The sequence below is a fragment of the Streptomyces tatrensis genome, from assembly GCF_049310065.1.
In the GTDB taxonomy this organism is placed as follows: Bacteria; Actinomycetota; Actinomycetes; order Streptomycetales; family Streptomycetaceae; genus Streptomyces.
This window is the reverse complement of the sequence record NZ_JBMDLB010000001.1, coordinates 1-20,261: the sequence shown is the minus strand read 5'-3', so window position 1 is coordinate 20,261 and position 20,261 is coordinate 1. Positions and strand designations below refer to the sequence as shown.

The following is a 20,261-nucleotide window of genomic DNA, read 5'->3' as shown; positions in this document are numbered from 1 at the left end:
GCCCTATGGATACCGCTCTGAAAGCTCTCGGCTGCCTGGTCACTCTCGTCATCGGCGTGGTCATCGCCACCGTCATAGCCGTCGCCATGGCCGTCGCCGACAGGGGGGATGCAGAAGATGATCTAGGCAATGGCGGATTCGGCGGTGGCATCGCCCAGGATGCCCCTGTCCCCGACTGGGTCCGCGACCTCATCCTCAAGAACATAGCCGCCCACGGCTGCCCAGAGCTCACCCCTTCACTCGTCGCGGCCCAGCTCTACTCCGAGTCTTCGTTCGACCCAAAGGCCCAGTCCCGGGACCCCGCAACCGGCGAGCCGATCGCTGACGGAATCGCACAGTTCATACCGTCCACCTGGGCACAGCACGGGGTGGACGGGGACCACGACGGCGACAAGGACGTCTGGGACCCGAAGGACGCGATTCCAGCTCAAATGTCGTATGACTGCTCGTTGGCCAATGACGTAAAGGATGTTCCTGGCGACAGAACGGACAACATGCTTGCCGCGTACAACGCGGGTCCCTCTGCTGTGCAGAAGGCCGGCGGGATCCCTCCTTTCGAGCAGACCCGTGCGTACGTCAAGGCTATCCGCGAGCTCGCCACCAAGTGGGCGGCCGTCGACGGCGAGGGAGGAGTGCCGCTTCCGCCCGGCTCCGGCGGCGCTGCGCAGGCGATCGCGACGGCCAAGCAGGCTCTGGGGACCATGTACCAGTGGGGAGGAGGCTGCGAGCCGCCGTTCGATCATTCGCGCAACCGAGGCTGCGACTGCTCGAGTCTCATGCAGTACGCATGGGGCTCAGCCGGCGTCAATCTCCCCCGGGTGACATACGACCAGGTGCTATCCGGCTCAGCCGTCGATGACATCGCGCAGCTTCGCCCCGGCGACCTGCTCTTCTCCCGTATAGGAAGCCGCGGGCCGGAGCATGTTGGCATGTACATCGGCAATGGGGAGGTGATCGACGCTCCCAGGAGTGGCCTGGCCGTCCGGATCAAGCCGCTCAGTGAATGGGCATCCCAGATCATCGCTATGCGGCACGTGGGCTGATGCGCTGGGTACGTTCCCGGCGCCCGTGTCGCTGTCCGGGCGCTCAGTCGGGTCCATGGCACCCGCTGGGGACGTAGCTGGGCGAGCGTCCCACCAGTTGGTCGCACCGACAGGATGTCAGATCCTGACCGCGGAATCCGACAGATCAAGCGCGAACCTACACACTCCGGTCGGGGATGCGACAGGTCGGCTGGACGAATCCGCCTCGAAGGGTCTGGGCGGTCGCGAACACCCGCAGGTTACGGCAGAGCCGACCGGTAGGTGAAGCCGGAGCCGACACGCAACACCAATCGAGGCTGTTTGCCTGGTCAGACGCCTCACGGTCGGCGCCTGACGGGTGTAACCGCGTGCCGCAACGACCGCGGCTCATCTGCGAGATCAAAATGCCTGCCTCGTTCATGTCACACCACCACTGTTTTCCACACCTCTATGGGCATCCGTACTCCCCAGTGCCCTGGAGCTCCACATGCATACGTTTCCCACCTGCTCCGCGTCTCCCCAGACTCGGGCACGCAGATGACGACCACGAACGACGTCATCGACCGGCTGATCGACTTCGGCGACGACCTGCCGACGTACGTCGACGCCATCTCGGCGTGGGTGGCCGGCAATACATGGCTGCTGGCCCTCGTGCCCGCAGCAGTCGCCCCAGTCGTCACGGCCATCGCCCTAACGCTTCGCTACTTCAGCAGGGGGGCCCTCAAGGACCGCCAGGCCTTTGAGGTTCTGCCGACCACGGGCTTCGACCCTGGCCTCGAGGACGTCCTGCGGTTCGCCAAGCAACTGGCACAGGCGCAGCGCAGCGTGTCGCGCTGGGCCTTTACCCCAGTGCGAGGGACCGCGGTGCGCGTACGGCTGCTGTCCCAGGGCGGCCTTCTGACCATGCGAGTCGAGGGGCCGGCCCGGGCGGCGGCGGTCCTGCGCCACCAGAGCTACGGCCAGTGTGAGATGCGCGCCGTCGGCGCAGCCGGGATGCAGACCGAGCGCCCAGAGATTCGTCTCGGCGCCAACCCCCAGACCGCACTCGCGGCGTGACAGGACGAGGGAGACAATCATGAGCGAGCAGCCGAAGTCACCCGGTGGGGACGAGCGTGGCCCGAGTGGGCGAAAGCCCACGCAGCATGTTGCTCGGGCTGAACTGGCCCTGGCCCTGCCGGACTACCTGGCCCTGCGGGAGGTTCCGCTCAAGCCCGACCCGTTGGAGGCGCTGGCGGCCGCCGTCGCCGATGTGCGCGAGGACCTGGACGAACGGGCCGACGTCGTCCTGGACCTGGTTCCGATATCGCCGTCCAGAGTCAGCCGCCGGCGCAGCCGCCTGCTGGCCCAGGCACGCCGCAATCCGAGCAGCATGCCCTCGATTCCCGGCCTTCCGAGGCAGGCCTCGGGCGGCTTCAGCCTTGGAAGCCTGGGATCCCTGGGCAGCGAGATCGCCGCGGAGATGCGTGGACAGCAGGGCCGGGGCGGCCAACGGCCGGCGCCGCGGCAGCGGATGCCCAGCGTCTCCGACGTGAAGGCAGCCATGGGCAAGTTCGGGCCCGGCGCCGATCCCGTCTTCGCGATGCAGCTGCTGATCCGGACCTGCTCATCCGACCCGGCACGGCCGCGCATGCTGCTCGAGCAGATCATGGCGACACTGGAGAGCTGGGCCGGCGACAACCACCTGCGCCCGGTCGGTCTCAACCTGCTCGTTACCCGGCTACGCGCGGACTCGGTCCTCTACCGGCGCAGCTTCGACCGCCGTTTCGCTACCGGTGAGTTCGCCCCGCGGCGCGGCAGCTGGGTGACGGGCACTGAACTGGCCGGGCTGCTGAAGCCCGCCACGAAGCACAACATGGCCGCGAACGTGGCTCGCTCAGGTGGCGTGGTGCCCCCTCCGCCCCCGAGCCTGCCGACCTGGACTGGACAGCCTGACCTCCTGCCACTGGGCTGGGTAGCCAAACCGGGTGGCGGCGAGCGGCTGGCCGGCCTGCCCCTGATCTACCTGCTCTTCGGTCTCTTCCTCGGAAAGGCCGGCTACGGCAAGACGGAGATGTCGCTGGTCCAGGCGATCGCGCTCGCGCACAACGGCCACGGCATCTTGTTCCTCGACCCGCACGGTGACGGCTGGCAAAGGGCCCGTCCGTACCTTGCGCATCCGCAGATAGAGCCGCGGCTGTGGGAGATCGACCTCACCTCCCCGGACCTCGACGCGATGGTCGGATCGTGGAACCCGCTGTCCATGGAGGGCCGCGGAGAGTCGGAAATCCCCGACATCGTCAACTCCATCGTCACCGGCTTCGCGAGCGCTCTGAACTGGTCCGACAGCGCGGGCCGTGCGAAGACGATCCTCACACGTTCGGTCGAGACCCTCGCCCGCCTGTCGTGGATCCTTTCGCAGGCCGGCCGGCCCAACCTGGCTCCGACCATCTTCCAGATCCGTACCCTGCTCAACGACGAAGTATGGCGCGACGCGGTCGTGCCGTATCTCCCCAAGACCCTGCGCGACTTCTGGGTTCACACCTACCCGAAGTACTCGAACGAGGCCACGCCCGTAGTCACCAACATCATCGAGCGGCTCGACAGCTCGAACAGCCTCAAGGGGTTCCTCGGTTCGTCGCTGAGCACGTACGACATCCGGCACGCCATGGACACCGGGAAGGTCGTCTTCGTGTGCCCGTCGGGGACCGGCGACACCGACCGCATCGTCTCGTGCCTGTTGATCTACGACCTCTTCCGCGCCGGCCTGTCCCGGCGCACCATGCCGGTTGCCGACCGCAAGGACTTCTACGCCTTCATCGACGAGCTCACCGCAGTGGACGGAGCCAGCAAGGGCACCCTCGCCGCCATCGCGGAGCAGCTCCGAAAGTACAAGGTCAAGCTCTTGGCCATGACCCAGATGGCACAGCGACTGTCGCCGACGACTCGTCAGGGCCTGCTGCAGAACCTCTCGATCCTCTCGACGACCGCCAGCGACATCGACGAGGCCCAGATGGTGGTCCGGCGTTGGGGAAAGAAGGTCGCGCCGGACACGATCTCGCAGCTCCAGCGCTACCACTACGTCATGTCGGTCACTCTCGACGGCGGCCAGAGCGACCCCTTCCGGGTGCGCGGGGCGAGCGTGGAGGAGCTGTACGGCGATTACCTCCGCCAGGACGACGTCCCCCAGCTGGATACCGCGGTCGATGCGAACCTGCGTCGCCGGCGGGTGCGGGACATCCTCGACGACCTCGCCAAGCTCGACAACCGCCTGCGGCTGTTCCTGGCCACGTTGCCGCCCCCGCCCCCGGACGACGATCAAGGGCCCGACGAGCCCCCGATCGACGACCCCGGCCCGGAGCCGCCGGATGACGATCCGGGTCCGCCGCCGGAGGAGGCCCCGGTCCCCGACAACGTCACATTCCTCGTCAAGAACAAGGGATCACGAGTGGGATGAGCATGCTGACCGATCACGAACCACTGCGTCAGCCGCAGCGCGTTCAGGCCTTCCAAGCGCTCGCCAAGTCGATTTTGGAGCTTCTCTATCAGCACCGTCTGATGACCACCGGCCAGCTGCACCGGCTGCTCACTCCTGCCGCCCGCGGCTCGTCCTACCTGCGCCGGCAGCTCGGCGCTCTCGAAGGAGCCGGCCTGGTCCAGCGTCTCCGTGCGCAGGGCGCGTCCAGCGGCGGTAACCGGCTCAACCAGCCATTCGTCTGGTTCTTGACCGAAGAGGGCGCCGACGCCGTGGAACAGGCAGCGGAGGTGTTCTCCCGTCGCTACCGGGTCACGCCCGAGTCTGCGGCCAGTACCCGCCAGGCACACACCCTGGCGGTCAACGAGGTCGGGATCGCGTACGTTTCGCATGCCCGCCGGCTCGGCCACGACTGCACTCCCCTGTCCTGGACGCCGGAGGTCGCCCACCGCATCCGTGACGGGCAGCGGCGGTTCGAGGACGACCACGTCATCTCCGACTCCGTCCTGCACTACGTGCACGTCCACCGCGGGGCCCGCACGATGCTCAACCTGTTCATCGAGCTCGACCGGGCCACCATGACCGCGGCCGACCTCGCCAAGAAGGTGTCCGCATACGGGCGTTTGTACGAGTTCGTGCCCCAACATCCCGACCGCGCTCGCCGCTCGGCCGCCTCGACCCGCCCGGCCTGGCAGCACACGTACCCGGCCTTCCCCCGCCTGCTGGTTGTTCTCGACGGGGCCCCCAGCCCCACTCTGGCCAAACGCCTCGCCGACCGCACCGAGGACCTGTACACGCTCACGCGTGTGGACCCTCGCCTGGCCCGCCTCGCCCAGCATCTCGCAGTCGGGGTCACCACGCTCCAGCACCTGCGTGAGCAAGGACCCTTCGCCAAGATTTTCACACCACTGCTGCGTGGAACCCCCGAGGAGCGCCACCCCGTGACCGACATGCTCCTTCGCCAACCGGGCACTCAGGCGCCGGCCCGCCACCCCCCGGCCCGGTCCCAACCCCGATGACCCGAAACGCGCCTTGCCTCACCTTGTCCGACGACGACCAGTGAAAGGAGGATCCCCCGATGAGCACCTCTGCCGAAGCGCCGCCGGCCACCATGCCCGCCGTACTGGGCCTCGCCGAGGCCCTGAACAGTTCGGAGCAACTGCGGCAGCGTCGCTTCGAGATGCTGCCGATGCACGGCTCCGTCTACACCGACGTCCAAGGGCGCGGCCCCGGGCCGAGTACCAGCCCCGAAGGTCTTGCCGACCTGATCACGTCGATCTCGGCCGTCGGTGTCCTCCACCCCGTCCTGGTGGAGGAGCTGCCAGGCCCGGGCGACCGCGTCCAGCGGCGCCTGGTCATCGGTGAACGCCGCTACCGAGCCTGCCGCTGGGGTGCCGTGAACCAGCCAGACAACCCACGGTTCGAAAAACTGCCCGCCGTCATCTGCCCGGGCCCCATCAGCGAAGAGGACCGCCGGACCTGGCAGCTGGTGGAGAACCTCGCACGTGAAGACCTCCAGCCCGGAGAACTGGCCAGCGCCCTGCTGCTCGAGCGCAGCGCGATCCTGCGTACCCAGCTCGCCAACGCCGGCATCGAGGTGAGCGAGGACATCCAGCGCCTGGAGGACCCCGTTGCCCGATTCGAGGCCATGGAGAAGCTGCGCGGCAGCGACGCCAACCTTGCCGCGCCGTGGAACCTGGTGCTGCGCCGGCTCGGCCTGCAGATCACCCCGCGACGCGCACGCGAGGTCGTGGCCGCCTTCCGGACGCTGCCCCGCGAGCTGTCCGCGGACATGGATCAGCACCAGGTCGCGCTCGCCGCGCGGACGAACCTGGCCCGACTCAGCCGCGGCCGCCGTGAGGCCGCCAGCGAGCTGTGGCAGGCCGTGAAGCGTCTGGGCCGAACCGACCTGCTATCCGCCGCAACCCGGGCGCAGGTCACGAATCCGGAGTTGCCGGCCGAGGCAGCCGTCACCGCGGCGGTCGTCTCGTACGAACAGGCCAACACCGAGCGGGCCGCAGCGCTGGCCCGCCCCACCGTCGAGAACGGCGCTGGCGAGAACGGACCTGCGGCTATCGAAGAAGCAGGCCATGACGCCCCGTCCCGGTCGGTCGGCCAGGGCTATGCGTCGGCTCCGGCCGGTTCGCCCGGGCAGGCCGACCCGCAAGTCGCACCGCTGGCGCCGAGCGAAACGGGCCCTGACACAGCACCGATCGAGGACGGACAGGAGGCCGCGGCCGATCCGGTAGACCCGCCCGTCCTTGCCTCCGCCCTCGAAGGGTTGCGGGCCCTCAACACACAGCTCGCCGAGGGCCGCACCCTGCACCGCTTCGACACGGGCTCGCTCCGCATGCTCCTTGCCGACCTCCAGCGCCACACCAGCGCCGGCCCCGAAAGGACCGCCGCATGACCGTCTCCCTGCCCATGCCCGGAATCGGACAGCCCGTCCCGTCCCCCGCGTCCGGCTGCGACTGCAACAACTGCCCCTTCTTCATGGACAACCCCCGCGCGGTCGAACCGGTCTGCTCGGGCTGCACCTCCAGCTGCGAGTACTGCGGCTGTGCCCGAGCCGAAGACCCGGTCCCCGGGAGCGAGCCGGGCCTCGCCTGCACACGCTGCCCCATCCGCTGCGGCACCCGCCCCGACCGGGAAGCCTGGATGCGGGACATCGGCGGCACCATGCACTTCACCGGCCTCCGGGCCCCGGGAACGCTCCCCGGCCTGCCCCTCTTCACCCCCCAGGTCGACGGGCACGACGTACGGACGCTCGACGCCCAGCTCAAGTGGCCCGCCTACGCTCTCGGGCTGCGGCGCGTCATCAGCCCCAGGACGCACAAGCTGTTCCCGCGGTGGGAGGGCAAGACCGCCCACCAGTTCCTCGACCTGCGCCCAGAACAGAAGGCGATCCTCAGCGGCTACGCGGAGGACCCCCTTGTCGAGGCCTACTGGACAAGGCGCAAGGCCGACGGCTTCGCCGACATGCTCGCCGCCCAGAAGTGGGACCTCGTTCTCACGCCGAACGCCAGCATGTACTTCAACCAGCCCCGCGCCGAGAACCTGATCAACATGCGCCGCAACCTGATGCTCGCCACCGAACTCACCTCAGCCGGCGTCACAGCGGTCCCCAACATTTACTGGCTCCGCCTGGAGGACCTCGACCGCTACCTGGACTGGCTCGACGAGTCCCCCGCGCTCCCTCCAGCCCTCGCCATGAACCTGCAGACCTTCCGAACCCAGGCCGACTGGGAGGAGATGGCGATCCCCGGACTGACCTACCTGGCCGCCACTCTCCCCGCCGATCTGCCCATGGTCCTCACCGGGGCGAGCCGTGCCGACCGCATCGCCACCCTCCGAGCCCTCTTTCCTGGCCGCCTTTTCCTGATCAGCCAGAACCCGCTGCAGTACGCCCGACACGGCGCCGTCATGACGGCAGAGGGACGCGTCGACACCCAGGCACGTACCGAAGACCTCTTCACCGCCAACGTCCGCTTCTACGCCGGGCTCGCCGACGGCACAATCACCACACGAGACGGGGCCTGACCATGGGCTCGGGCAGCAGGATCGATCACCAGCACCATCTCGTCGCCACAACCGAAACAGCCCTGACCATCCAGGCCCCCGTCGGCGGCGTCGACCTCCTGCCCGAGGACCAGCAACAGCTGATCGATCGCGCCCTGCAGATCCAGGCAACCTGGGAGGCCAGCAACGGGGCCTCGACCCCCGAAGACGCCGTGGAGTACTGGAGCCTGCGCGACCGTCTAGGCAACGAGTACGGCCTGTGGAACGGGCATGGGCTCATCCAGGATGCCGAGCCCGAGGACGCCGACGCGCACGAATCTTCCCCGGCCCTGTCTGATCTCGTCGACGCACCGTCAGCCAGCGTCCCCGTCCAGCGCGCCGCGGCGCAACTGGTCCTCGACGAAGTCGCCGGCGAGCACCATGCCGCGATCGCGATGTCCCTCCAGGCCCGAGACCGATGGCCCGACGCCCCGGAAGTCAGCTACGAGCACGAGTTCGACGCGTTCCGAAGCGTCTACGAGGCTGCCTGGGAACGCGCGACCCGCGGCGACGAAGCTGTCCCCTACCTGCTCGACGACGCAACCGGCGGACTCGGCGCCCGCGAAGGCGGCCGCAGCTTCGGCCTGGAAATCGAATTCGACACCGACGGCGACTACGACGACCGTGACGAGGCCCTGCGCGCCATCGGCCGTGACCTCTACGACGCCGGCCTTGCCCGTGACCGCTACCAGCACGGCTACCACTCCCAGCAGTACGCCGGCTACACCGACGCTCCCAACGCCTGGCGGCTGGAGGAGGACTCCACCGTGGCGGGCGAGATCGTCTCGCCGATCCTCTACGACGAGCGCGAGTCCTGGCAGAACCTCGCCACCGTATGCGAAATCGTTGAGCGCCACGGGGGCGGCGCCAGCGAGAGGACTGGCGGCCATGTCCACGTGGGCCTGCACGACTACGACCACGACGTAGCCAACCACCACCGGTTGATGCAGTTGTACAGCGACCACGAGGACGTCCTGTTCCGGCTCGCAGCCAATCCGGACGCTCCGCACGCCTCCCATCGCGGCATCGATTGGTGCGAACCCAATAGCGTGCCAGGGACCGGCTACCGGTCCCTGGCCGACGTGGTGGCACGTGCCCAGCACGGCATGGCCGTCAATCTGAGCGCGGCTCGCGGCGAGCGCAGCGACCACGGCGAGTTCCGGCTGTGGGATGGCTCCGTCAATCCCGCCATCATCCAGGCCCAGGTCAACGTCTCCCTGGGGATGGTTGCTGCGGCTGTTCGGCAAGGGAACTCCCCCGCTCGGCGCAGCAGGCAGGGCCCGCCGATGACGCTGGGGAGCCACCGTCGGCAGTTGTACGAGGACGGCTGGAGGCCCCAACAGCGCTTGCCACCCGACGCTCTCGAAGCCGACAGCCGAGGCTTTCGGCGCTTCATCGACGACATCTTCCACCGCCGGCAGGAAATGGAGCAGGCCACCGCACTGTTTGCCATCACCCGCTGGCAATGAATCTGAGGACACATGACCGCTAACCACGGCAGAAGCCCCATCAACGCCACTCGCATCACAGGACCCGACACCCGACGACCCGTGAGGAGGACCTGACACATGGGATCCGGCAGCAGGATCGACCACCAGCACCACCTTGTTGCCACGACTGCAGCAGGGCTGACTGTCGAGGCCCCGAGCAGCAACGTCGACCTGATGCCCGAGGGTCAGCGGGAGCTGATCGATCGCGCCCTACAGATCCAGGCGCGCTGGGAGGCCGTCGGCGGGGACTGGGGCCCGCCCATGGAGGAGGCCATGGAGTACTGGGGCATCCGCGACCGCCTCCGCAACGAGTACGACCTGTGGAATGGCCACGGGCTCATCCAGGACGCCGACCGGCCGGACGGAGACACGCGGGACGCAGCCAGCTCCGGGCTGGCGACCCCCGAGGCGGTGGAAGCTCTCCGGTCAGCGATCAGCAACGGCATCCCCTCCCAGCGCGAGGTCCAATCCGAGGTGGGCTTGTCCCCCGATGATCGTGCTGTTCAGCGCGCGGCCGCTCAGCAGGTTATGAACGAGGTCGCGGCGGAACATCAGGCAGCCGTTGCGCTTCAGGAACAGGCCCGCGAACAGTGGCCGACGGCAGAGACCGTCAGCTACACCGGCGACTTCGACTCATTCCAGCGCGACTACGAGGCCGCCCGCGAGCGAGCGGCAGGCGGAGAACAGGTCATTCCCTACATGACGGACAACGCCACCGGTGGGCTTGGGGCTCGCGAAGGAGGCCGCGGGTTCGGCGTTGAGATCGAGTTCGACATCCAGCCTGGCGTCGACCGGCGTCAGGCCATCCAGAACATCGGCCGTGAGCTGCAGGAGGCTGGTCTGTCCCGCTCCGCGGAGCAGTACGGTTACCACGCCCAGGCGCAGGCAGGATATACCGATGCACCGGACGCTTGGCGGTTGGAAGAGGACTGCACGGTGGCCGGCGAGCTTGTCTCACCGATCCTCTACGACGAGCCCCAGACCTGGCAGAACCTCGCAGCTGCCTGCGACATCATCGAGCGCAACGGCGGGCGGGCGTCGTTCGGCACCGGCGGTCATGTTCACGTGGGCATGCACGACTTCGACCACGACGTCGCCAACCACACCCGGCTCATGCAGACGTACGCCGCCCATGAAGACGTCCTGTACCGGCTCGCACAGAACCCGGCGTCGGAGGGCAATCGACACCGCGGTACTCGCTGGTGCAGTCCCAACTCGGTCCCGTCTCAAGGGTATGAGCGGATCACGAGTATTGACGCATACCACGGCATGGCCGTGAACCTGATTGGAGCCAGGGCTGGTGGGCAAAGCGCACACGGGGAGTTCCGGTTGTGGGACGGCTCGCTGAACCCTTCCGTGATCCAGACGCAGGTCAAGTTGTCCCTGGGGATAGCTGCCGCGGCGGTCCGGCAGGATTCTGCCCTCCCCGACGCCCGTATGCCGCTGGGCAGCCACCGCAGGCAGCGGCGCCAAGCTGGAATCGGCGAGCGTCGGCGGCTGTCGGGTGACGATTGGCGTACGACCACCGCCAACTTCCGGCACCTGGTCGACGCGCTCTTCCAGCGCCCCGAGGATAAGGCGCAGGCAACCGCCCTGTTCCACGAAACCCGCTGGCAACAGCGTTAGGCACTGGAGATCTCATGGCTTTCGTCCGCACCCGCAACGCCTCGTCCGCCGCCACGCCGCTGGCCCCCCCGACGAAGGAGGACGGCAGCACCTACGTCTTCGAGATGATCTACGACGGTGGGAGCTGGCGCGGATACTCCGACACCCCGACCGGGCTCCTGCAAGGTCTCATCCCCGAGTACCCCGAACTCATCAGCCCGAAGGACAAAGCAGCCGCCCGCATCCGGCTCGCCCTGCGCCTCCAGGTCCAGCTGCAGGCCTTGCTCGCGGCATCGGACGAGTTCGCTCAGTGCACCGCGGAGCAGCAGCACGCCATCCTTGCCCCCCGGGACACTCCCCCGATCCAGAGTCACTGGGACGCCCCAGTCCCGCTCGTCCTGGTCACCACGTTCTACAAGCCGGCCGGCCGCCTAGCCCGCCCTGAAGGGCCGGACGAGGCGCTGATCTGGATCGAGCCTGACGACGAATGGAGCCTGTTGGTGTCGCTGCATCAGGCAGGCGTCATCCACTTGGCGGCAGACCAAGGTGCGCTGCCGCCGAACCTCCGGGGGGCATGAGTATGGGGTCAGGAAGTCGCATAGACCACCAGCACCACAGCGTCGCGCCGACGCGCGGCACGGACACTCTTGTCGCCGAAGCCGCGCCGCTCACCATTGAGGAACGGGCTCCGCGCCCGGAGGTACGGATCTTCGATACCTCCCCTGCCGACGCGCCGATCCTGAACACCTACGTGATCAATGAAGACGGCCACCTGGTGTTCCTGCCCCGCAGCCCGAACATCATCCAGGGGCAGGTGACTGACGATCAAGATGCCCTCGTCACCCTCGGGGGCGCCGTCGCCGACGAGAGCGGGCGTCACTACATCGAGGGTGACGTACGGATCACCCGCGGCCCCGAAGGCCAACTGATGGTGAGCCCGGAGAACCTGCAATGCACCGGCGGCGCCGGGCATGCTGGCGATGAGGACGGCATCTGCGCCCACCAGACCGTGCTGGCCAGCCTCGTGCAGGAGCAGTTCGCCTCGAGCAGCCGTGCGGGTGTTGACCGGGCCGCTGCCCAGGAGGTCCTCGGCGAGGTGGCGGCCGAGCACGCCGCCTCGATCGCCGCCCAGGAACAGGCGCGCGCCGAGCGCGCGGCTCGGCCTGCCGTGCGGTCGTACGCGCAGGACATGGACGCTTTCCAGGAGGCGTATGACCAAGCCCGTGAGCGCAGGGGAGCGGGCGAACAGTTGGTGCCGTACCTGACGGAGAACGCCACCGGTGGGCTCGGGGCGCGCGACGGGGGACGTGCGTTCGGGGTCGAGATCGAGTACGACTATCCGTCAACGATGTCCTACTCGGAGCAACAGGCTGCCAACCAACGGATCGCGCGTGAGCTGCACGAGGCCGGCATAGCACCCGACGCGCACATGCATAGATGGCACCAGTCCGCGCGTGAGGGATACACCGATGACCCGAACGCATGGCGACTGGAGAGCGACAGCACGGTGGCCGGCGAAATCGTCTCGCCGATCCTCTATGACGAACCGCAGACTTGGAACAACTTGGCCCAGGTGTGCGAGATCGTGCGGCGCAACGGTGGCATCGCCAACGCGCGCACCGGCGGCCACGTCCATGTCGCGGTGCCCGACTATGATCACACCGTCGCCAACCACAACCAGTTGATCAACACGGTGGCCGGCTACGAGGACGTCATCTACCGGATTGCCCAGAACCCGGCCAGTGACCGTCACCGCGGCCTGAACTGGTGCACCCCCAACCAGCAGCCTTCAAGTCCGTACACCTCGGTGTCAGCCGTGCAGCGATACAACAACAGCCACCACATCGGGCTGAACTTCCAGTCCGTCAACGGGCGGGATAGCGACCACGCAGAGTTCCGGATGTGGGACGGATCGCTGGACCCGGGAACCATCCAGGCGCAGGTCAACGTGTCGCTGGGCCTGACGGACGCGGCACTGCGTGAGGCCGGCACCACTGCGCCGCCGGCGCGGCAACGCGTTGGTCACCACCGCCAGGCGGCGGCTGTAACGGGACGGCGCGGACGGCTGAGCGGTGACGCGTGGGCCAGCACCACGCAGTCGTTCCGCAGCATGGTGGACAGGATCTTCAGCCGGGAGGAGAACCGGGCCCAGGTCACCGCGCTGTTCGCCGGCACTCGCTGGCACAACGGCCAGTACTGATATCACAACGGCGAAAGGGGGCCGGGGCACCGCTTGAAGCGGTGCCCCGGCCCCCTTTCGCGGGTCGCAACTCCCTACTTGGGCGAGAGCCACAGGGTCGGCGGGACGGTCGGGATGGACCGGGACCGCTGGGGTTCACGGAGCGTGCGGTGGCCGCACACGTCCCGGTCGGCCAGCTCGTCGTCCAGGCTGAATCCCCGGTAAGCGACGATGTGCGCCAGACGGTCGTCCTTCGCACGGGCCGTCGCCGTGAACGTCCGCCGGTCGACGGGGACCGGAGCGCCCGAGGAATAGTCGACCATCATTAGCGTTCCCTCCGGAACCATCAGCACTTCCGCGATGGAGACGCCCGCCGCGCGGGCCGCCGTCTCGAACCAGCCCGGGTTTGACGCCCAGTACAGGTTTCCGTCCGTGTCGACGGCGACGGAGAGCGGGCTCACCGCCGTGCGCGCCAGCATGACCAGCTGCGGCCAGCGCCGGTCGATCCACGCCAGTGCAGCCCGCCCCACAGTGGACTCCAGGACATCACGGGTGGGCAGGATGACCCCGCGAGCCTGGTCCAGTGCCTGGTACAGGACCTCAGTGTCGGTGTCACCGGTTGGTCGCGGGAGGTCGAAGGTCGACCGAAGCGGCCAGGTATCCACGTCACCGTTGTGGGTGCCGATCAGCTGTCCCACCTGCAGTGGGCTGGAGTTGATCAGCGTCTTCGCGCCCTGGGTGGCCCAGCGGGTGTGTCCGAGAGCGACCGGAGCGGCATCGAGCGCGCTGCTGTACGCGGGCTTCCAAACGTCCCGGAAGCGTCCAGATCCCTTGATGATGCGCCAGCCGCCAGCCGTCACATCGCGACGGTTTGTGACCGGGCGCCGGTCGAGCTCCTTGGTCGCCGAGGTGGCGAACGCCAGCCCCGCAGAGTCCTTGCCCCGCTCCTCGGCCAGTTGGCCCAGGGCGACGCACATGATGGTTGCGCGGGTGGGATCACAGGTCTGGTTGCGGATGATTCCGAACAGACCGCACATGGTTGTTCCTTACTTCGCCTCGGCATCCGGATGGGGCCGAGGTGCACTGCTCAAGCCGTCAGGCCGCGCCGCGCGCGGCCTGACGGGTTTCATGGGATTGAGCCACCGACGCCCGAGGAAGAGGGCTTCGGTGGCATTGTGGCTACCAGGAGCGCCGGGGGTGCCCGGATTCGGCCTTCACGAAGTCCCCTCCGGGGATCTCCTCAGCGTCGGTGAACCAGGTGCGGGACGACTCGCTCGCGAGGTAGACGTACGCGTTGATCGCGCTGCCGTCGGCGAGGGTGACGGTACGGACCTCGCGGTCGTACATGTTGTCGCGGTCCTCGCCTCGGTAGCCCTCAAGCCGGTCGAGTCGGGTGAGCACGGTGGACCACAGGCGCGGGTTCACGTCCATGACCTCACCGACCACGATCCGGCCCTCGCGCTTGACAGCGAAAGGGACACCAGACCCGAAGAGGGTGTATCCGTTCAGGGTCGCCGGGCGCTCCTGAACAGTCGTTCCCTCGAGGATGTTCAGGTAGTTGCCCTGTCCGGCACGGAGCGTGCCGTAGACGAAGACGGGCTTCTGATCAGTGGTGAACAAGTCGTTCCCCACCCTTCTGTGCTGCTCGCCGGCTATCTGCTCCGGCGTTGATAGCTCCAACTGTACAGCAACATTTCCAATTACACAACAAGATGCTCGATGGGGCGCGCCTGGCCGGCCGCTGACCAACGCGCCGCTAGTGCTGTGACCGGAAAGGTTCACCGGTAGAAACCGATGCCGAGATACCCCCCTCAAAGCGAGACTGAATTCAGTCTGGACTGGATTCAGTCTCGCGAGTATGGTTTGAGGCATGGCGACGAAGATTGACGACATCCGGCCTGAGCTTGACAACTACCTGGGGGCTAAGCGCGCCTTGGTCGACACCATGACGAGTGCGTTCCGCTCCGGAGCCCCAGCCATGACGGTGTGGCGGAGCGTTGCCCCGGCATTCAGCAGGGACCAGGTGAAGGAGTATCTGGCCTCAATCGCGCTGATGGACGCGGCTCGGAGAGCAGCGGATGAGGCCGGGATCGCCGCAAGCTTCGACGTGTCAGTGACCGGCATTGATGCACCTCGTGAGGCGCGCTTGGTCATCGCGGCGGACCCGGCGGAGACCCCCGGTTACGCCGGTCTGGCTGGGAAGATCCGCTCTGCACTCCGCGATTTCCACATCACCCTGGATCTCCCGCAGGTTGATCATGACGAGATCACCGACAGCCTGATCGACGAGCTCATGCTTGACGGCGAGCCGGTGCGCCTGGTCAGGCTCAAGCCGCGGTCCTGATCTTCGTCCCGGCAGCTACTGCAGCGAGCGGGCGTCCGCCCCATCGGATGCCTTTCTCGCTGCGGATGCGGGCGCGTTCGCGTCGTTGGGCGGCGAGGACGTCGGGGTGGCGGGCGTTCTTGTTGCGCCAGCGCAGGTAGGCGTGCAGGGCCCGTGCCTGGACGGTGTGGTTGGGGTGCTTCGAGTTGGCCAGGGTGAACTGCCGCAGTGGTCCGAAGTGCGCCTCGATGGGGTTGGCCCAGGAGGCGTAGGTCGGGGTGAAGCACAGTTCGACCTTGTTCCAGTCCGCCCACCTGCGGATTCTCCAGTTCAGGTGGGCGGAGAGGTTGTCGAGGATCACGTAGATGGGGGCGCCGTCCGGGCGGGCTGCCCGGATGGTTCTCAGGGCGGCCCAGGTGCGGTCGATGCCTTTGCGGCGCCGGTTGGTCCCCCACATCTGGTCGTCGCCGACGGAGTAGCAGCCGTGGAAGTAGGTGATGCCGTGGGTGCGCCGGCAGGTGGCCGGCAGGCGGTCGGGCCGGGACTGCTCAGCCCAGCAGGAGCCGGCGGTGGGGCGGATTCCCAAGGGCCCGAACTCGTCGAACGCGAACGTGCGGTCCGGCCGCTCGTTGATCGCGTACTCGATCCGGGCGAGCTTCGCGTCGAAGGCCGCGTCTGGGGACTCCTTCCAGGTCTTCGTGCGCTGGAAGGAGATCCCGCGGCGGGCGAGTAAGCACCGCAGGGCCTCCCGGCCGATGACGACGGGCCGGGCACGGTTGCGCCGCAGGTGGTCGGCGAGCTTTCGGATCGACCAGCGGGTGAAGGGCTTGCCCAGCACGGTCGGGCGGGTGGTGGCCGTCTGGATGACGAAGTCCTCGTCGTCACGATCGAGAAGGCGGGGACGGCCTCCCGCCCAGCGAGGGTTCAGGCATGCGAGCCCGATCTCGTTGAACTTGTGGATCACGCCGCGGACGGTGTCCTCGTCCGCCTGGACCAGGCGGGCTATGACGGGGACCGTGCTTCCGCCGGCCGAGGCCAGGAGCATCATCGCCCGCCGGAACTGCACCGAACTCGTGCTGCCCCGCCGGACGATGTGCTGGAGTTTCTGGCCCTCCTGCTCCGTCAGCCCGCGAACCCGGACCGGTTTCGCCATCCCGCCTCCCCACGCTGCTTGGAGAACTCATTTCCAACCAGCACCAGGAACAACCCGGCGAACCTTCCCGGTCACAGCTCTAGTGTGATGCGCCGGAAATTTCAGGGTTAAGTCTGTAGCCTGTTTCCATGTCGCCGGGTCCTCGTGCCGTTGAAGTCCGCCTATCCGATGAGGAACGCGCGGAGTTGTCTCGTTGGGCGAGTGGGGCGGTGGCGCCGCGGTTCGCGGAGCGGGCGCGCATCGTGCTGGCGTGTGCGGGTGGGGCGCCGAACGCGCGGGTGGCGGTGGAGGTCGGCGTGACCGCCGCGACGGTGAGGAAATGGCGTGGGAAATTCGCGGCTGAGGGGATGGCCGGGCTCGAGGATGCCGCGCGTATCGGCCGGCCGAAGGCCGATCTGGTTCTGAGTGAGGCCGAACGTGACCAGCTGATCCGGTGGGCGAGGCGCGCGAAGACCGCCCAGTACCTGGCGCTTCGCGCGAGGATCGTGCTGCGTTGCGCGGAAGGCGGGACGAACAAGCAGGCCGCGGTCGAGCTTGGTGTCGACACCTCGACCGTGGATCGCTGGCGCGGTCGTTTCATCGCTGACCGTTTGGACGGTCTGGCCGATGAGCCCAGGCCGGGCCGGCCGTCCTCGATCCTCCTCGACCAGGTCGAGGACGTGATCGTGGCGACGCTGGAGTCCACTCCGGGCCGGGACACCCACTGGTCACGGGCCTCGATGGCCGCTCGCACGGGGCTGTCGAAATCGACGGTCGGCCGGATCTGGAAGCGGTTCGACCTCAAGCCTCACCTGCAGGATTCCTTCAAGCTGTCCACCGATCCGCAGTTCGTCGACAAGGTCGTCGACGTCGTCGGGCTCTACCACAATCCGCCGGAACGGGCAGTGGTCTTATGCGTGGATGAGAAGAGCCAGATCCAGGCTCTGGACCGCTCGCAGCCGGTGTTGCCGATGATGCCGGGCATGCCCGAGCGCCGCACCCACGACATGGCATCACCAGTCTCTTCGCCGCCTTCAACATCGCCGACGGCACCGTCATCAGCGAACTCCACCGCCGTCACCGCGCGAAGGAATTCAAGAAGTTCCTGATCACGATAGACAAGGCCGTGCCGCACGAGCTTGATGTGCACCTGGTCTGCGACAACTACGCCACCCACAACACCCCCGAGATCAAGACGTGGCTGGCCAAACACCCCCGCTTCCACGTCCACTTCACCCCCACAGGCTCGTCCTGGATCAACCAGGTCGAGCGGTGGTTCGGCCTCCTCACCGACAAGCTCATCCGTCGAGGCGTCCACACCTCGGTGAAAGCACTGGAAGACGACATCCGAGCCTGGATCGAGACCTGGAACCAGGACCCGAAGCCCTTCACCTGGACGAAGAGCGCCGACGAGATCCTGAAGTCCCTCGCCGACTACCTCACCAAAATCAACCCACCAGCCACCAACAACCAGCCGCAGACTTAACCCTGGGATTTCCGGCGCAGGACACTAGCTCCCTCATCGCCCACACAGGGGCCGGGTCTGCCGCCAACCCCAGCCTTGACCGCGGGCGCCCAGCCCGCTCCGCCCACACGCGGCTCGGCGCGCGGACTTCGCCTTGCGTGCGTCGATCGAGCCGAGAACCCTCGTCGCGCCACCGAGGTCACCTTCGAGCCCAAGGTCGACCGAGGCCGATCACTCAGCCCGGGCGATGAGGCGGCACGCGGGCCACACTCCGGGTGGGCCACGGAGCGAGGGCGACAGCCCCCGCGAGGCGTGGGTAACGAGCGCCAATGAAGCCCGTCTATTGCCTAATTGAATTTACCACTGTAGAGTTGCGATATGTGACGGGCCGCGTCCGTCGCCTCCCTACCACCGTGAAGGAGCCGCCTCGTGCGGCTCAGCCTCCGCCGCCCCTCCCAGCGGGCGGAGGCTCCGGGCCCGGGCGCGCCACTCCCCCCTGGCCGCCCGGGCCCATCCCCCAATTCTTCCCACACCACAAGGAGTCGACCTTGCGGTTCATCATGAGCGCCCGCGGCCTCGGCCGGCTCGACCAGGCAGCGATTCGCGCCGCCCGTGAGCGGGAAGCTAGCGGCCGTGCAGACAGCGTCGGCAACTGGGCATCCCCATACGCCGAGTTCGCCACGGCCGACCGTGCGAGGTCCATGCTGCGCCGGGTCCTGAAACTGCAACGATGGGTCGCCGTCACCAGCCGCGCGGACAGCCTTCACCGAATGGACGAGGACTCCGTGGCCCGGGCCATCCGACTACGGATCTCGGAAGGCCCTGATCCCCGCGAGTTCCTCGCCGCGTACGACATTGACCGGCGATTCACCCTGAGCGCCATCGGACCGTGCCCCCGGTGCCGCGCAGCCGTTCCCACCATGCACATCAGGACCCTGGCCGACTACGGCGACTGGCTCACCAACGCGCCGAACCTCATCGAGTCCCCCAGATATCGCACCTCGCCCGCCCATCGCGACGGCTGCTCAATTTTGCGCGAGTAGCGATCGACAGACGACAGCCTGATCCGTGGTGCGCGGGTATCGCGCACCACGGCAAGTCACATGGAAGCAGTACCGATGAACCCCACCCCGTTCCCGTCTTCGCCGGTCGAGCGGCGCATCACCGTCGTCCAGGTCGCGGCTGTCCGTCGGCTGACCGAGCGAGAGCAGGTCTTCCACGACGGGCTCACCGAGCATCTTCTGTTCGCGCTGCCACTTGCCATGTTGGAGGTGAGCCAGATGCCGGCTCACGCCCTGGACGCGGTCCGGGCCAAAGCCGCCGCGGCGATCGGCAGCCTCGGTGATGCCCTCCAGTTCGTGAACGCGAAGCGCACGGCTGTGGCAGGCACGCAGCTGGATTTGGGGCTTGCGTACCTGGCGGTGATGACGCCGGGTGGCATCACCAAGTTCGGGGTGCACGCCTGCGCCGCGCCTCATGCCGACTGCCCGGCCGATTCCGCATTCTCTGACCAGCCTGAAAGCACAGCATGAACTCCACCACCAGCCCCGACCAGCCCCACTCGAAGAGCCCTGCCCGCCGATGGCTTCTGACGCAGAACAGGCAGCTGCGGGCCGAGAAGATCTTCAACTGGCCGCTCCCCGCCTGGGCCGGGCGCTTCCCGGACGGCACGACGTACAACGCCTGCCCGGAGGCCGGCGCGTGTGCGAAGTTGTGTTACGCCCGAGTGGGAACCTATAGGTGGCCAGTCGTGCTGGGGGCGCACGAACGGAACATGTGGATGGTGACGCATAGGCTCGCCGATTGGGAAGACCAGATGGCCGAGGAAATTGGCCACAAGCGATACCAAGGGAAGTGGATCAGGCTGCATGACTCCGGTGATTTCTTTTCCGACGATTACCTAAAATGTTGGCTGAGAATCATTCGGAACGCCCCTTCTGGTAGGCATTTCTACTGCTACACAAAGGCCGTAAGTCGTTTCCAACGCTTGGTCGTCCCAAATCCGCCAGAAAATTTCCTGTGGTGTTACAGCCTGG

The 20,261-nt window shown here is 67.4% G+C and carries 17 protein-coding genes and 1 pseudogene; 15 read left to right on the top strand and 3 right to left on the bottom strand.

Annotation, left to right across the window (positions count from 1 at the left end; all coding sequences use genetic code 11):
• Nucleotides 1-5 precede the first annotated feature (5 nt).
• From ACODT5_RS00090 to ACODT5_RS00045, 10 genes are all read left to right on the top strand, one after another.
• Complete coding sequence (locus ACODT5_RS00090; RefSeq protein ID WP_422517057.1) at nucleotides 6-1,043, top strand: bifunctional lytic transglycosylase/C40 family peptidase; 1,038 nt, start codon at nucleotides 6-8, stop codon at nucleotides 1,041-1,043.
• 516 nt (nucleotides 1,044-1,559) lie between these two features.
• A complete protein-coding gene (locus ACODT5_RS00085; RefSeq protein ID WP_422517056.1) occupies nucleotides 1,560-2,078 on the top strand; it encodes a hypothetical protein in 519 nt (172 codons plus the stop codon).
• 19 nt (nucleotides 2,079-2,097) lie between these two features.
• Nucleotides 2,098-4,455 carry a type IV secretory system conjugative DNA transfer family protein gene (locus ACODT5_RS00080; RefSeq protein WP_422517055.1) on the top strand — a complete coding sequence of 786 codons (2,358 nt, stop codon included), beginning with the start codon at nucleotides 2,098-2,100 and terminating at the stop codon, nucleotides 4,453-4,455.
• A complete protein-coding gene (locus tag ACODT5_RS00075; protein ID WP_422517054.1) occupies nucleotides 4,452-5,492 on the top strand; it encodes a replication-relaxation family protein in 1,041 nt (346 codons plus the stop codon). Before ACODT5_RS00080 ends, ACODT5_RS00075 begins: the two co-directional genes overlap by 4 nt.
• Before the next feature lie 59 nt (nucleotides 5,493-5,551).
• Nucleotides 5,552-6,883 (top strand): ParB/RepB/Spo0J family partition protein, encoded by a 1,332-nt coding sequence (locus ACODT5_RS00070; RefSeq protein ID WP_422517053.1) that lies wholly within the window; start codon nucleotides 5,552-5,554, stop codon nucleotides 6,881-6,883.
• Nucleotides 6,880-8,013, top strand: coding sequence for a hypothetical protein (locus ACODT5_RS00065; RefSeq protein ID WP_422517052.1), 1,134 nt, complete (start codon nucleotides 6,880-6,882; stop codon nucleotides 8,011-8,013). The genes ACODT5_RS00070 and ACODT5_RS00065 overlap by 4 nt, the downstream gene beginning before the upstream one ends.
• A 2-nt stretch (nucleotides 8,014-8,015) precedes the next feature.
• Entirely contained in the window at nucleotides 8,016-9,500 is a 1,485-nt protein-coding gene (locus tag ACODT5_RS00060) for an amidoligase family protein (protein WP_422517051.1), read from the top strand.
• A 99-nt stretch (nucleotides 9,501-9,599) separates the two neighbouring features.
• Complete coding sequence (locus ACODT5_RS00055; protein ID WP_422517050.1) at nucleotides 9,600-11,147, top strand: amidoligase family protein; 1,548 nt, start codon at nucleotides 9,600-9,602, stop codon at nucleotides 11,145-11,147.
• A gap of 14 nt (nucleotides 11,148-11,161) precedes the next feature.
• Nucleotides 11,162-11,704, top strand: a complete 543-nt coding sequence (locus ACODT5_RS00050; protein WP_422517049.1) for a hypothetical protein — start codon at nucleotides 11,162-11,164, stop codon at nucleotides 11,702-11,704.
• Nucleotides 11,701-13,326 carry an amidoligase family protein gene (locus ACODT5_RS00045; protein WP_422517048.1) on the top strand — a complete coding sequence of 542 codons (1,626 nt, stop codon included), beginning with the start codon at nucleotides 11,701-11,703 and terminating at the stop codon, nucleotides 13,324-13,326. The genes ACODT5_RS00050 and ACODT5_RS00045 overlap by 4 nt, the downstream gene beginning before the upstream one ends.
• 74 nt (nucleotides 13,327-13,400) lie before the next feature.
• On the opposite strand, the gene ACODT5_RS00040 is transcribed toward ACODT5_RS00045, so the two are convergent.
• Both ACODT5_RS00040 and ACODT5_RS00035 read right to left on the bottom strand, forming a co-directional pair.
• On the bottom strand, nucleotides 13,401-14,342 hold the full coding sequence (locus tag ACODT5_RS00040) for a class II glutamine amidotransferase (RefSeq protein WP_422517047.1): 942 nt from the start codon (nucleotides 14,340-14,342) through the stop codon (nucleotides 13,401-13,403).
• A gap of 142 nt (nucleotides 14,343-14,484) precedes the next feature.
• Nucleotides 14,485-14,925 (bottom strand): gamma-glutamylcyclotransferase family protein, encoded by a 441-nt coding sequence (locus ACODT5_RS00035; protein ID WP_422517046.1) that lies wholly within the window; start codon nucleotides 14,923-14,925, stop codon nucleotides 14,485-14,487.
• Nucleotides 14,926-15,175: 250 nt separating this feature from the next.
• Here ACODT5_RS00035 and ACODT5_RS00030 point away from each other — a divergent pair, with 250 nt between their 5' ends.
• Entirely contained in the window at nucleotides 15,176-15,649 is a 474-nt protein-coding gene (locus tag ACODT5_RS00030; protein WP_422517045.1) for a hypothetical protein, read from the top strand.
• Here the strand turns inward: ACODT5_RS00030 and ACODT5_RS00025 are convergent.
• Nucleotides 15,633-16,781: an IS630 family transposase gene (locus ACODT5_RS00025; RefSeq protein WP_422517044.1), complete on the bottom strand. Its 1,149-nt coding sequence runs from the start codon at nucleotides 16,779-16,781 to the stop codon at nucleotides 15,633-15,635. The genes ACODT5_RS00030 and ACODT5_RS00025 overlap by 17 nt on opposite strands.
• Nucleotides 16,782-16,909: 128 nt before the next feature.
• Between ACODT5_RS00025 and ACODT5_RS00020 the strand changes: the two are divergent.
• The 4 genes and pseudogenes from ACODT5_RS00020 to ACODT5_RS00005 all read left to right on the top strand — a co-directional run.
• Nucleotides 16,910-18,246 (top strand): annotated as a pseudogene (locus ACODT5_RS00020) (IS630 family transposase).
• A gap of 527 nt (nucleotides 18,247-18,773) precedes the next feature.
• Nucleotides 18,774-19,268, top strand: a complete 495-nt coding sequence (locus ACODT5_RS00015; RefSeq protein WP_422517043.1) for a hypothetical protein — start codon at nucleotides 18,774-18,776, stop codon at nucleotides 19,266-19,268.
• 75 nt (nucleotides 19,269-19,343) lie between these two features.
• Nucleotides 19,344-19,757, top strand: a complete 414-nt coding sequence (locus ACODT5_RS00010) for a hypothetical protein (protein ID WP_422517042.1) — start codon at nucleotides 19,344-19,346, stop codon at nucleotides 19,755-19,757.
• Nucleotides 19,754-20,261 (top strand): GP88 family protein (locus ACODT5_RS00005; RefSeq protein ID WP_422517041.1); only part of this gene is annotated, 508 nt, incomplete at its 3' end. The genes ACODT5_RS00010 and ACODT5_RS00005, both read left to right, overlap by 4 nt.